The sequence below is a fragment of the Porphyromonas loveana genome, from assembly GCF_003096695.1.
GTDB classification, from domain to species: domain Bacteria; phylum Bacteroidota; class Bacteroidia; order Bacteroidales; family Porphyromonadaceae; genus Porphyromonas; species Porphyromonas loveana.
In genome coordinates this window covers 65089-77790 of record NZ_QEKY01000007.1, presented here as the reverse complement: position 1 = coordinate 77790, position 12702 = coordinate 65089, and the positions used below count along the sequence as shown (strand labels likewise).

Genomic DNA, 12702 nt, shown 5'->3' with positions numbered 1-12702 from the left:
TGTCGATAAATTATAAATCGAATAAACTCGGTTGGAGGGTTGCATCGACAGTCGTTTTAGCTTTTTTCTTTGTCGGCTGTGTCATCTTTCGGTAGGCTTCTTCCTGCGCCCTCTGCATCGCTTCCCGATGAGCCTGTGCCTTTTCTTCGGCTGTCAATTCTACCACCTGATTTACTACAACATGTGCGTTTATCGGACTACCGATGTCGATGTTATCTTCATCGAAAAAATGTACTGCCATTGAGTAAATTTCATCATCGGCAAATCCGTTGCAACCGCTTTGTTTTACTGTGTTTAAGATGTATTGAATGCAACTGTCCATGTCTTTATCCTTCTTACGGTAATTCTCCGCAAAGAGTTCATCATATTGCGCCCGTTCGTCCAGATAATTTTGGATAACGTTCTTGAAATGCTCTGTACCTTTCATTGTCATAAGATGTTAGAATTTAATATCCCATTCTCCGTCTCTATACACCCTGAAACTCGCATACTCATTGCCGAATTCATAGGAAAGAATCCGCATATAAAGCGTTTTGTCATGGGATAACTCCGTTGTGATTCTCTCGAAGAAATTTTCGGGAAATGACCACTTGGATTCAAATTCGCCCTCCACCATTTGCTCGTCGGAGCAGTAGCAATACCAACCTTCCCCGAAAGTATCCGTCATGTAGTTTTCTACCGTTTTCAGGTTCTCTTTGTTCTCTGTGGAGCAGAAGAACAAATTGGTGCATATATTAGCCATAACCTCTGATATTTATGGGTTCAAATTATTGGTGATTTCCTTTCCATTGTCATCGAAGACCTCTATGGTCGGACGACCTCCGTTTTCTTCGGGAGAAAGATTCTCGGAGGTATCCAAAAGCGTTTCTCCTTCAACGAAAATGACCTGTTCTTCATCGTCATGGTTCATCACGTCTTCGCCTTGCCAAGATTTTATAATGGCTATTGCCTGTTCATAATTTTCAGCTTTCACCTGAAATTTTGTTCGCATCCGGCAAATAACCTTGCTGTCCTGATGAAAATCGAATGTATTCATATCCTTGTTGTTTATAGAGTTATTAAAAGAGTGAGCAGAAAAGCAATCCCAATAGAGCTATGATACATAGCCACCTGACAAGCGTGAAAAAGACATAGAGTGCCGTACGGACGAGAAAGCGCACGAAGTACAGGGCGGTGAGCAGGGTAAGTACCGTTATCGCTTCTTCTGTGATAAGCATGGAACAAATACAGACCGTTCCGATTATGAAAGCAGCTACTACCGTCAGCCGTATAAGGATTGTTTTCATCATTGTTTTCGTTTATGCAATTTGTTCATATAAAGCCTCTCCATTACAGAAAGAGCCTGTTTTAGTGAGTTCCCGATAGCCATAATCCGTTTTGATTTTGTCGATTATCTTATCGGCTTCGGGCTTTTCCAATGCGAATAAATATGCCTGTAAAGCATCGTAAGCGGTATAATTCTTCCAATCTTCGCCTATTTTCCTTGCCAATTCTCTGACTTTCTCATAATCGGGATGATATGCTTTGAAATCACGCATAATCGTGTCGGTGGCATCTTCATCATATCCATCGCAAAAAGTTATGTTGTTCAAATAGCTGTCATGCTGAATGTAGTCGATACACCCACCCGAATAGTAGGCTGAAGTAATGACTATATCAAGCGTATGAAAGGAAGCACGGTATTCATCCAGATAATAGCTCGGATAATTGCGGTTGCATCCCTGCACATATTCCTTGTGTTCGGGAACATTCCCTGATTCGTAGTCTTCGTCTTCGACATAGATGAGACGATTCTCGTAAGCGAAATTATGGGTTGCCATAACTGTTTATTGTTTTGTCAGGGTTAGAAAATATTTCTCTATGGCTGCATTCAGCAGTGCATCATCGTCGTATTCGTCCTGAGAGAGGCTGATGCTTTCCGCATCTTTGTCATAGCAGGTTTCTGCGACATAATTTTTCCAACTGTACAGGCGTACATATCCGTTTCCCTTACTCACCGAAACCACAGGCACGGTCTTAAATCCGACATGGCACAACAGTAGTTCGGTCAATTCACAGGCACGATTTCCGTATTCGCTTGCCACGATAAGAATGGACACGCCCGAACCCGTTTTTATGCGGTAATGCGAGGAGGAGTTATTTCGTTTCCTGCGTTCCATTGAGTGATTTAATCTTTCTTGTTCCATAATGCTGACATTTTTTTTGCGTCTAAAGCTCGGAGTGTGCCGATTCCGTTTCGTGGGCTGTTCAAGGTGGCCGGAGGGTATATGTCAAGGCTTCCCGAAAAAATACAACTTGGAACGAAGTGGAAATGTGGAGATTTTTTCAGGCGAACCCGAAAGGGCTTCAGGCCTTGACACTTTACCCGAAGGCCGGTTTCCTTCGCCCAAAGAAAGGAATCGGCACTCCGGAATCGAAGACAACAGGTGGAAGATTTGGAGACGGAAAAGATACTCCCGAAATTCTCCGGAAAAGAAAAAGGGACAGCCCCATGTGTGAAGCTATCCCTTAAAAAAAGAGGTTGTCGAGAAAAGATTGATCGGGCTAACGGAGAATAATGTCCTTTAGCAAATCATGCTCTTCCATGACCGTAGCGATCGTTCCGGTCAGTTCGGTATAGAGCCGGTCATATTCCGGCTTTTCATCGAAGTCGTCTCCCGGATGGTAACGGTCGAAGGTGTCTTTGACTTCTTTGTGCTCCAACAGAAGCAAAGAGAGTTTTCCCGACAGTTCGGCGGGAACTTCGTTTGCAAATTCGTTATCGATGATTTGTTCGATAAACTGATACGGCGAAAAATGCAGTCCTCTAAGCAATACTTCCATGGCCATGCTTTCGGCTATGCCGATGGGATTATCTTGCAGGAAGGCTTCTTCGTACGTTTTTGCAGCAGCTTCGGAACGTTCACGGATAAACGTTTCGTCACCGAGCAGTTGCGGATGGTAGTCTTTCAGATAAACTTCCAGCCTGAGTCGGTAATACGACAAGGTTTTCTTTTCCTGTTTCATCTTTTTTCCTTTTTAATTATTGGTGATCATTTCTCTTGCTTGGGAATGATAAAGCCGACGGAGTAACCGGTCACAATTTGTGACCAGTTCCGTCCATTTTTTTTCGGTAAATTCGAACATAAAATCTTCCGGGAAGCGCTGCAAATTTCTCCTGATGGCCTGTTTGAGCACTTTTGTCTGCATACCGTAGAGTTCGGCCAAATGATAGTCCAATATCACTCTGTTGCCACGAATCTCAAGAATTTTACTCCGGATGACGCTTACATCTGCTGTTATTGTGTTCATATCATTGATTTATAGAATTTGTATTCAATTTTAAGTCATTGTTTTGCTTGTGACACCGGAGATCTGAATATATCCAGTTTATCCGATAGCTTGAGCATGTCCTGTTCAATCTTTTTATTGGTGATACGGGCGTAAATCTGCGTCGTTTTGATATTGGTGTGTCCCAGCATCTTCGACACAGATTCGATGGGAACGCCTTTACTCAAAGACATCGTGGCAAATGTATGTCTTGCCATGTGAAAGGAAAGGGGTTTGCGGATATTGCACAAATCGGCTATCTCTTTCAGATAGGCATTCATCTTCTGATTGGAGAGAATCGGCAAGAGATGACCGTTTTTTCGGACAGGAGCATATTTCTCGATAATCCTCTTGGGTATGTCGAGCAGGATGATATTGGTGGCTACCCTTGTTTTCTGGCGTCTGGTCATGATCCATTCACGTCCATCCAATTCAACGATGTTATCCTCGGTTAAATTGGACACATCAATATACGCCAGGCCACTGAAACAGGAGAATATGAAAATATCGCGAACCAAATCCAATCTGGGTATGGATATTTCTTTTCCAATGATTCGCTGAATTTCTTCATCGGTTAGAAACCCTCTGTTGGAATCTTGTGTATGAAACCGCTTGTTCACAAAGGGGTCATGAGACAGAAATCCATGTCTGCGCCCATAAAGAGTAATGGTTTTGAAAAGCTTCAAGATTTTGGTTGCCGTATTCGGACAACAATGGGCTACAGTCAGCAGATATATCTCAAAGTTATGAATGACCAAGGGGGTAAGCTCCGAGAATTTGAGATCCGTTCTGTTGTACTTCGCTTTGAGGAATCGGGTAAAATGCCGTTTGCTGTTTTCGTATTTTTGTAAAGTGGCAGCCGTTTTATTGATTCCCACCTGGGCCCGGACATCCTCGTTATGTTTATCGAAAAGTTCCATTATACTGTTTAATGTATCCGTCTGTCCGCAGTATTCCGATTTGATTCTCTCCGGCGTCAAATCATCTACTGTTACTTCCAAACGTTTGTAAATGGTCAGAATATCAGCCCTGATTTCTTCGATCTTTCGATTGACTTCAAGTGCTTCTGCACTATGTCCTTTGACTTTTTCTTTTTCTGAATCCCATAATTGGGCATTGACAGACAGGCCTGTAGACCCCAGCGACAAACGCTCCTTATTCAGATAAATCCGAATGAGGATGGGCGTCTTACCTTCTTTGTTGATGTAATTGCTGCGCAAGTAAAAAACTGAACGAAATTGACTCTTCATTTTGCTCCAAAATTAGTGTAACCATACGGCTACAAAGTTCGACATATGATTTTGAAACAGAGCAATTTGTCAATCGTCTAAACATCGTCTTAACGTCGTCTGTGGTTACAATTTTCAGCCCCTTTGTTTTTTGTAACCAAAATGGAACCACCGGAGGCATATTTACGGAATATACGCTTATTCCGAACCTCATCCGACGTGTGGGGTGGCGACAAAGAAAAAGCGCCTTAATTCGCTGGAATTAAGACGCTTTTGGATTCGTTTCTAAAATTGCTTCAGATGACCTATAGCCTATCTTTCAGCTATTTAGCGGTATGGACGGGACTCGAACCCGCGACCCCCTGCGTGACAGGCAGGTATTCTAACCAACTGAACTACCACACCAAGTTTGTACAATCAGCACAAAAAACTCGCTTGTTTTCTTCCGATTGCGCTGCAAAGGTAATAAGATTCTTCTTCCGTGCAATACTTTGATGAAGTTTCTTGTAAAAATCTTTCTTTCGTTTCCTCATTCTCCCCTTCCTCTTTTCCCGTATTCTCCCGCCGGAGAACGGATAAATATGGTAGTTTTGTGTGCGAATCAATATGAGTAAGAACCAGAATGCGAATTGACATCATCACCGTCCTCCCCGAGATGATAGAGCGCACGCTCAACTGCTCCATCATCGGTCGTGCACAAGAACGGGGCTTGCTGGAGCTACGACTGCACCAACTGCGCGACTACTCCACGGACAAGTGGAAGCGCGTGGACGACTATCCTTTCGGTGGAGAACCCGGCATGGTTATGCAGATAGAGCCCATCGACAGAATCATCACGGAGCTGAAATCGGAACGAGAATACGATGACGTGATTTACACCTCGCCCGACGGTCAGAAGTTTGACCAGCCGATGGCCAACGAACTGAGCCTCCTTTCCAACATAATCATCCTATGCGGACACTACAAAGGGATCGACTACCGCATACGCGAACACCTGATCACACGCGAAATTTCCATCGGCGACTATGTCCTCACAGGCGGAGAACTCGCAGCTGCAGTCATGACCGATGCGATAGCCCGACTCATCCCCGGCGTTCTCAATGATGCGGGGAGCGCCTTGTCCGACACATTCCAGGACAATCTGCTGGCTCCCCCCATCTATACCCGCCCTGCCGAATACAAGGGATGGCGCGTGCCCGACGTCCTGCTGAGTGGACACGAAGCCAACATAGCCAAGTGGAGGATGGAGCAAGCCTTGGAAAGGACAAAGAGACTGCGTCCCGACTTGCTCGAAGACTGAACTCTCCACAATCCAATCCGACACGAACCAAACGGGGGCGTGCAGAACTTCCATCGTCTGCACGCCCCCGTTCTATTAGGATGTATCGGGTTTACCGCTCGCGGATGTAACCTGCTACCCCAAGCACAATGCCCAGAAAGAATAGGACAGGCACCCATCCGATGCTCGCGGGATGCTTCTCCCGTCTCTTCTCTTGCTCTGTCTGCACGATAGTTCCCACCCTATGCTCCGCACAGCTGCTGTCGCGCAACTCCGTCTGTCGGGTCGTTCGCCGAGTGCGTTGCCTGCGGATTATGGCGGGATACTCTCTTACAGAATCGGATACCGCCTCTGAGAGAAGGGTGGGGAATACACTTATCTCGGTGATCTCCTCCTCTTCGACAGTACCGGACACCCGTGTATGATAGTAGCTGCTGTCGTGGGAGAGGTGCGCTTGCAGCTGAGCCGATTCGCTTTCGAGCCTGACCGTGCGACACCCTGCCATCATCAGCCACAGCCCTATGCTTGCAAAGACAGAACGAACGATCGCATTACGACTTTCCATGTTGTCCTTGTCTGTATCGGTAACGGTAGTCTATGCCGAGCAAACTGCCCGAGAAGGTACTCACCTCCCCATAAGCAACGAGGACGGACGAGTCTATCTCGCCCAATGGCGGCACGAAAAAGCCGACAAAGAGGAGTCCCAACCCTGCCGCACTCATGAGCACGGCGAGGGAGAGATGTAGGGTTGCTTTCCGTCTCATAGGCGACTGTATTCTTCGTGCGCATCGAAGCAAGGGCAGGCCTTCATCCATTCGTCGGGACTGATGTGACCGTCCTGATTGCGATCGAAGCTCAGATCGCGATGTCCTATGACCTTCGCCAGGGGAAATTTTACTCTCAGCTCCAGCAGCAAACGCCGCAGCGCATCCTTCTGCTCCGGCGTTCGCGTATCGGCCGGACGTGCCATGGCATCGAGACCTCCCTCGTAGCAGATGCCTATGCTACAGTCGTTGTAACCTCGGGCATGGGCGCCTGGCTCGTGTGTCGGCCGCAGGGCCTCGGTGTCCCCGTTGCGACGGATGTAGAAGTGGTAGCCCGCCGAGCGAAAGCCACGTGCACGATGGTCACGATCGAGCTGTAGGGAGGTATAGGTCATATTGGATCTCGTAGCCGAACAGTGGATGACGAAATATTTGATGGTATTCATTGTATGTATGTTTGTCAGATGATGTTTGATGGTGAATGATTGGTAATAGGGATAGAGAAAGGCCGAAGATCCAACTTTATGGTCTGTCTCCGGCCTTGGATCTAAGTCCTGTCTTGGTTGCAGGCAGGACATTAGTTAGGATTAGAGACCTCCGCCGATTGATCCTTCTGCGCCACCATCATGGGATGGGGGCGTAACGGGCGGGGTGACCGGCTGCTCTTCGGGACGAATCTGGTTGATCCCTTTGAGACGAATCTCCCGACAAGCACGGCGGATCTCACCACCGGGATAGAAAGTCACTCGGGCACGACGGATATTCTCTGCAGTGAACGTCTCTCCCTCCAGTGCTGCTTTGGATGACAGACTGATGCGAAATCGTCCCAACTCACCCAGCGCTACAGAACGTCCCTGTCTGAGACCTCCGATGATGAGGTCGGTCAGTGTATTGAGGACCGAGCGGACGTCACCTTCGCTCACGGCGGAGATCTTACTCGTCAAGTCGCAGATTTCGAGCAAATCCATATCTCCCGTTTTCACACTTTGGGCGAAGCGAATCTTCACTGCTTTGCCATTGATCTTTACCTTGCGTTCTCTTACTTTAAATGAAACTGCCATAATACTTTTTGTTGTTTAATTAGTGAATGAAATAATACTGTCGGCCTCTCGGGTCTCTTCTCGTGGATGGCCATCCGGATAGCGTTCCTTCTTGCTGACGATGCAAAAGTAGAATGCCTCATCCGACCACGGGAATCGAAAGGCATCCTACTGCCGTCTGTGGCATTCTATAGCCGTCTATGGCCTCCTCTTCACCCCTTTTTGCACTCACTTACGGGGAGCCTTTGCCTCACCATCTACGTATATAAGGACGGGGAATAGGCAGAGATACGGAACAAATGGAGACCAAGTAATAAAGAAGAGCCTCATAAGATCGGCGATCCGACCCTATGAGGCTCTTGACGATGATGGGCTATATTGCTTAGAAGCGGTAACCTAAGCCCACAAAGAAACTGCGGTTGCAGATGGTCTTATGTAATGTTTCGTCAGAGAGTGGAGGCTGGTAAGCACCTCCCCTTACCATATCAATGAAACCATGTTCGTAGCCTGCTTGCAGGTAAGTACGCTTATAATGCAAAGCGACTCCGATGCCTGCTCCAACATCCCAACGAGTTTTGGAAGGACCTCCAATTATATCTCCAAATACTTGCGTGTGGTAACCGTCATTCAAACTGTTTTTTTGTATGTGTGTTCCACTGAATCCATACGCAGCATAGGGTCCGACCTCAAACGAAATGGCAAAGTCATCTGACAGGGTGAAACGATACCCTATGTTGATCGGGAGTTGTAAGTAGTGTAGTCGAGTGGACTCTTCCTTTATATAGGATGGTTCTATGTTAATGCCGTCCCTATTCCACTTGGTTATCGAACCCTTCATAGAATAGTTGAGTCCCGGAGCGAGATAAAAGCCTTTTGAGCCTAACTGAAATTCGGCTCCGACACCCAGCCTCACGCCCACATTCGGGACGGTGTTATAGGTGAAATCATTGCGTTTGCTATCCTGATTACTCACTGAGAGGTTAGCATCCACACGAAACGTCGGACGGTTTTGAGCTACACTCATCGTAGCCGATGCGAGCAGAGCAGCTGCTACTAATACAAATCTCTTCATTCTTGTTTTATTCCATTATAAGTTAGACTTACGGGGGAGGTCTCGGAGCATCACAAATGTACTTCCAATCGGACCTCCACTCGACTGATTAGGCAAACACAAAGAAAAGGAGCAGTTCAATGAATGAGAAATAATTCTCGCATTCATCAACTCTTCTTTTCGATAAGAGTACGGAGAAGAGAGAAGGTTTAAGCGCGAAAAAAAATCGAATTATCACGCCAAATCAAGAAAGAAATATGCGTGAAATCAAAATAGATTTAGCGCATAATTATTTTGGAAATGGCGCCAAAACAAAATGGAATTGGCACGAGTTTTCACGGGATTTCGGGGCGTTTTTCCATCGTTTTTTCGCGCGTTTTTAGGAGAGGAAGCCTTTGGGGGTTCACTACAAGCAGCAGGGTTAATTCGCGACACAGAGACAGGCACAAGCGGCATTACCGCATGCGGACGAACGGACGCAATACATTACCTTTGGAGAATAGGAAAACCAATCGGGGCACAACGCCCCATCAGAACGATGACGATACAGGAAATAATAGATACCATCGAGGCCGTCTGCCCGAGGGCTTATCAGGAGAATTACGACAATAGTGGCGTGCAGGTGGGCGACACGCGACGCATGGCGACAGGCGCGCTCCTATGCGTGGACGTGACAGAGGCTGTGCTGGAGGAGGCCATCCGACTGGGCTGCAATCTGGTCATAGCTCATCATCCGCTACTCTTCAAGCCCCTCAAAAGGCTGACCGGCAGCTCCTTCATCGAACGATGCGTACAGATGGCTGTGCGCCACGATCTGGTGCTATATGCTGCTCACACGAATGCCGACAACGCACCGCAAGGGCTGAATGCAGTACTTGCAGAGCGTTTCGGACTGACGCAGACACAGCCGCTGGAGCCGCTACAGGGACAGTTGATGGAACTGGTGACCTTCGTACCGAGCGAACACACGGAGGCCGTACGCCAAGCCTTGTGGCGGGCGGGAGCAGGCAGACTGGGCAGCTACGACTGCTGCTCCTACAGCCACTCCGGAGTGGGGACGTTCCGAGCCGGAGCGGGAGCCAATCCGTTCGTGGGCACCATCGGCGAGCTGCATCGGGAGGAGGAAGAGCGGCTGAGCGTCATCCTGCCGGCCTACAGACAAGGGGCTGTGATGCAGGCTCTCCGCACAGCACACCCATACGAACTGCCTGCCGTGAGCCTCATCCCGCTGGCCAATGAACACCCCACTGCGGGCGGTGGTATCGTGGGCGACCTGCCGGAGGCAATGAGCGAGCGGGAGATGCTGCTGCACATCAAGGAGGTATTCGGACTCAAGGTGCTGGCGCACTCGGCGTGGCGTGAGCGCCCCGTCAAGCGAATGGCGATCTGTGGTGGCAGCGGTGCTTTCATGTGGAAGCAGGCGGCACAGCTGGGCGCAGACCTCTTCCTGACGGGCGAAGCGAAGTACAACGACTACTTCGATGCAGGCGAACATCTGCTCCTCGTGACAATAGGACATTACGAGAGCGAAGAGGTGGCTAATGAACTGTTTATGCGCATAATATCACAAAAATTCCCTACCTTTGCCACCCATCGAACAACGGCTGGAACGAATCCGATAAACTATTTGTAGTTATAGAGCAATATGGCTAAAGAAAAAAACATAGTTGACAACGAACAAAGCGTAGAAGAGAAACTGCAAGCACTGAACAAGCTGCAACAGACCCTCTCGGAGATAGACCGAATCAAGACGCTGCGTGGCGAACTGCCGCTGGAGGTGCAGGACCTCGAAGACGAAATAGCAGGCATGCAGACTCGTCTGGAGAACTTCACCACCGGATCCAAACAGCTCACCCAAGCCATCACGGCCGAAAAGGAAAAAATCACCACGGCTAAAACGCTCTTAGAGAAATACAAAAAGCAACTCGACGAGGTGCGCAACAACCGCGAATTTGACAACCTGTCGAAAGAAATCGAATTCCAAGACCTCGAGATTCAGCTCTCCGAGAAGAAGATCAAGGAGTTCACAGCCGAATCGCAACAGCGCAAAACGGACATCGCCGCTCTGAAGGAAACGCTCGATGAACACATGGAAGTTCTCACAGAGAAGCGCCAAGAGCTGGACAGCATCATCGCCGAGACCAAACAGGACGAAGAGAAACTGCGCGAGAAAGCCAAAAAGCTGGAGACGAAGATCGAGCCGCGCCTGCTGACGGCCTTCAAGCGTATCCGCAAGGGGGCCCACAACGGACTGGCCGTCGTACCGGTGGATCGTGATGCCTGTGGCGGATGCTTCAACAAGATCCCGCCCCAGAAGCAGCTCGACGTGAAGTTGCACAAGAAGATTATCGTCTGCGAGTACTGCGGGCGTATCATGGTTGACCCCGAAATGGGGGCATAACCCCCATCGGATACGTGGTGCAGAGACCACTCCCTTCGTAATATCTCTGAAGAAACAACGGAGCAGAAAAGCCGCAATGGCTGCGACCCACCTCTAAGCGCGCTACCGAATGGCATCTCCTCTCGCGACACGCGTAAGCAAAACAATAAAGGAAAGGAAGCTCTTCCGCCAAGGCTGCCGCACAGTACTGGTAGCTCTCAGTGGCGGAGCGGATTCGGTGGCGTTACTATTGGTGTTGCAGGAATTGGGTTACGAGACTGTAGCTGCACACTGCAACTTCCATCTGCGGGGAGCGGAAAGCGACCAAGATGCTGCCTTTGTGACAGACCTCTGTCGCAAACTCGGAGTACAACTCCACCAAACAGACTTCGACACTATCGCATATGCTCGCCAGCAGTCACTCTCCATTGAGATGGCTGCTCGCGAACTTCGTTATGGCTGGTTTGCCCGACTACAGCAGGATCTTGACATCGAGAACGTGACGGTGGCGCATCATGCCGACGATAATGCCGAGACCATGGTGCTGAACCTCTGCCGTGGCACAGGCATAAGTGGCCTATGTGGCATGCCTTATAAACGGGAAGACGGAGTGGTGCGCCCACTATTGGATGCCTCGCGCAAAGAGATCGAGGAGTATCTCGCAGAGCGGAAGGTATCGTACTGCACAGACTCGACGAATACAGATACACGCTTCCGACGCAATCTGATACGTCATCGCATCATGCCCTTGCTCCATGAGCTAAACCCGTCCGTGGATGAGGCACTGGCTCGCACACGTGAGAATCTGGAAGGGGTGGCTGCCTGCTACGCACAAGCTCTCGAACCGCTTCGGCAAGAACTACACGCTTCGGGCAAAATCAATATTCAGACGATCCAATCATCGCCTGCTCCCTTTACGATTCTATACGATCTGCTGCATCCTTTCGGCTTCAACAGAAGCCAGATACGCGAAATGGCAACGGCAATGGACAAGGCTCCCGGAGCGACTTTCTACTCGCCTACGCTCCGTTTGATACACGAACGAAAGGCATTGGCTCTTCTACCGCTCGCCTCCGATCCTTCAGGCAAAGAATACTACCAGCTAAATCTCGCTGATGACAAACTTGATTTACCGGATGGCAAGCGTCTTACGTGGCGCAAAGGGACACCATCAGAACTGCATCTGAAGAGCCTGCACCGGCCCAATAAGCAGCTGCTATTGTCTGCAAAGGCAGTCGAAATGATGGGGACATTGATTCTCCGCCACCCACAGCATGGGGATTACATCTATCCCTATGGTTTGAAAGGGCAAAAGACAGTGAGCCGCTTCTTGATCGATCGCCGCATCGCACGTAGCCGGCGGGAGCAGACCTGGCTCCTATGCCACGACGAAGACGTCCTATGGATCCCGGAGCACGGCGCAGACAGACGTTTCGCCTTGGACGCACTCCACCCCTCCGAAGAGTACATCCTCTTCTCCTTCTGCCCATGAAAGTGCTAACACAGCGAAGTCACAGACAGAGTTACCCCTTCTCCCTATACGGCACAGAACACTTACAACGAATACTTTCCTACAACAAAAGCCCCTACTCGTCTCTCAATTCCTTCAAAAACATAAAAGCCCCCGATTCAGAAATGAATCGGGGGCTT

The 12702-nt window shown here is 48.9% G+C and carries 18 protein-coding genes and 1 tRNA gene; 4 read left to right on the top strand and 15 right to left on the bottom strand.

Translation table 11 applies throughout. The annotated features are described in order from the left end of the window. Nucleotides 1-10: 10 nt before the first annotated feature. From C7382_RS05280 to C7382_RS05235, 10 genes are all read right to left on the bottom strand, one after another. On the bottom strand, nucleotides 11-427 hold the full coding sequence (locus C7382_RS05280) for a PcfK-like family protein (protein WP_116679314.1): 417 nt from the start codon (nucleotides 425-427) through the stop codon (nucleotides 11-13). Nucleotides 428-439: 12 nt separating this feature from the next. Beyond that, the gene (locus tag C7382_RS05275; protein WP_012457825.1) at nucleotides 440-742 is read right to left on the bottom strand and encodes a hypothetical protein; all 303 of its coding nucleotides are present in this window, start codon (nucleotides 740-742) and stop codon (nucleotides 440-442) included. A 12-nt stretch (nucleotides 743-754) separates the two neighbouring features. Further along, nucleotides 755-1036 carry a hypothetical protein gene (locus C7382_RS05270; protein ID WP_116679265.1) on the bottom strand — a complete coding sequence of 94 codons (282 nt, stop codon included), beginning with the start codon at nucleotides 1034-1036 and terminating at the stop codon, nucleotides 755-757. Nucleotides 1037-1058: 22 nt separating this feature from the next. Beyond that, nucleotides 1059-1289 (bottom strand): hypothetical protein, encoded by a 231-nt coding sequence (locus C7382_RS05265; RefSeq protein ID WP_021644044.1) that lies wholly within the window; start codon nucleotides 1287-1289, stop codon nucleotides 1059-1061. A gap of 9 nt (nucleotides 1290-1298) precedes the next feature. Beyond that, the gene (locus C7382_RS05260; protein WP_021644043.1) at nucleotides 1299-1820 is read right to left on the bottom strand and encodes a hypothetical protein; all 522 of its coding nucleotides are present in this window, start codon (nucleotides 1818-1820) and stop codon (nucleotides 1299-1301) included. A gap of 6 nt (nucleotides 1821-1826) precedes the next feature. Further along, complete coding sequence (locus C7382_RS05255) at nucleotides 1827-2186, bottom strand: hypothetical protein (RefSeq protein ID WP_116679264.1); 360 nt, start codon at nucleotides 2184-2186, stop codon at nucleotides 1827-1829. A gap of 358 nt (nucleotides 2187-2544) precedes the next feature. Beyond that, the gene (locus C7382_RS05250) at nucleotides 2545-3006 is read right to left on the bottom strand and encodes a DUF1896 domain-containing protein (RefSeq protein ID WP_116679263.1); all 462 of its coding nucleotides are present in this window, start codon (nucleotides 3004-3006) and stop codon (nucleotides 2545-2547) included. A 12-nt stretch (nucleotides 3007-3018) separates the two neighbouring features. After that, complete coding sequence (locus tag C7382_RS05245; protein ID WP_116679262.1) at nucleotides 3019-3291, bottom strand: ORF6N domain-containing protein; 273 nt, start codon at nucleotides 3289-3291, stop codon at nucleotides 3019-3021. Between the two features lie 35 nt (nucleotides 3292-3326). Further along, nucleotides 3327-4559, bottom strand: a complete 1233-nt coding sequence (locus tag C7382_RS05240; protein WP_013816574.1) for a site-specific integrase — start codon at nucleotides 4557-4559, stop codon at nucleotides 3327-3329. Between the two features lie 310 nt (nucleotides 4560-4869). Beyond that, nucleotides 4870-4943, bottom strand: a tRNA-Asp gene (locus C7382_RS05235). A 217-nt stretch (nucleotides 4944-5160) separates the two neighbouring features. Between C7382_RS05235 and trmD the strand changes: the two genes are divergently transcribed. Next, nucleotides 5161-5838 (top strand): tRNA (guanosine(37)-N1)-methyltransferase TrmD, encoded by a 678-nt coding sequence (gene trmD / locus C7382_RS05230; protein WP_116679261.1) that lies wholly within the window; start codon nucleotides 5161-5163, stop codon nucleotides 5836-5838. A gap of 91 nt (nucleotides 5839-5929) precedes the next feature. Here trmD and C7382_RS05225 read toward each other — a convergent pair whose 3' ends face one another. From C7382_RS05225 to C7382_RS05205, 5 genes are all read right to left on the bottom strand, one after another. After that, nucleotides 5930-6382 (bottom strand): hypothetical protein, encoded by a 453-nt coding sequence (locus tag C7382_RS05225; protein ID WP_116679260.1) that lies wholly within the window; start codon nucleotides 6380-6382, stop codon nucleotides 5930-5932. Further along, entirely contained in the window at nucleotides 6369-6581 is a 213-nt protein-coding gene (locus C7382_RS05220; protein WP_116679259.1) for a hypothetical protein, read from the bottom strand. Before C7382_RS05220 ends, C7382_RS05225 begins: the two co-directional genes overlap by 14 nt. Next, the gene (locus C7382_RS05215; RefSeq protein ID WP_116679258.1) at nucleotides 6578-7027 is read right to left on the bottom strand and encodes an N-acetylmuramoyl-L-alanine amidase; all 450 of its coding nucleotides are present in this window, start codon (nucleotides 7025-7027) and stop codon (nucleotides 6578-6580) included. Before C7382_RS05215 ends, C7382_RS05220 begins: the two co-directional genes overlap by 4 nt. 141 nt (nucleotides 7028-7168) lie before the next feature. Beyond that, a complete protein-coding gene (locus C7382_RS05210) occupies nucleotides 7169-7642 on the bottom strand; it encodes an HU family DNA-binding protein (RefSeq protein ID WP_116679257.1) in 474 nt (157 codons plus the stop codon). 361 nt (nucleotides 7643-8003) lie between these two features. Further along, a complete protein-coding gene (locus C7382_RS05205; RefSeq protein WP_116679256.1) occupies nucleotides 8004-8693 on the bottom strand; it encodes a porin family protein in 690 nt (229 codons plus the stop codon). Between the two features lie 517 nt (nucleotides 8694-9210). Here C7382_RS05205 and C7382_RS05200 point away from each other — a divergent pair. From C7382_RS05200 to tilS, 3 genes are all read left to right on the top strand, one after another. Beyond that, nucleotides 9211-10305, top strand: coding sequence for a Nif3-like dinuclear metal center hexameric protein (locus tag C7382_RS05200; protein ID WP_116679255.1), 1095 nt, complete (start codon nucleotides 9211-9213; stop codon nucleotides 10303-10305). A gap of 12 nt (nucleotides 10306-10317) precedes the next feature. After that, complete coding sequence (locus C7382_RS05195; RefSeq protein WP_116679254.1) at nucleotides 10318-11073, top strand: zinc ribbon domain-containing protein; 756 nt, start codon at nucleotides 10318-10320, stop codon at nucleotides 11071-11073. Between the two features lie 109 nt (nucleotides 11074-11182). Then, nucleotides 11183-12544: a tRNA lysidine(34) synthetase TilS gene (tilS, locus tag C7382_RS05190; RefSeq protein WP_116679253.1), complete on the top strand. Its 1362-nt coding sequence runs from the start codon at nucleotides 11183-11185 to the stop codon at nucleotides 12542-12544. Nucleotides 12545-12702: the final 158 nt, after the last annotated feature.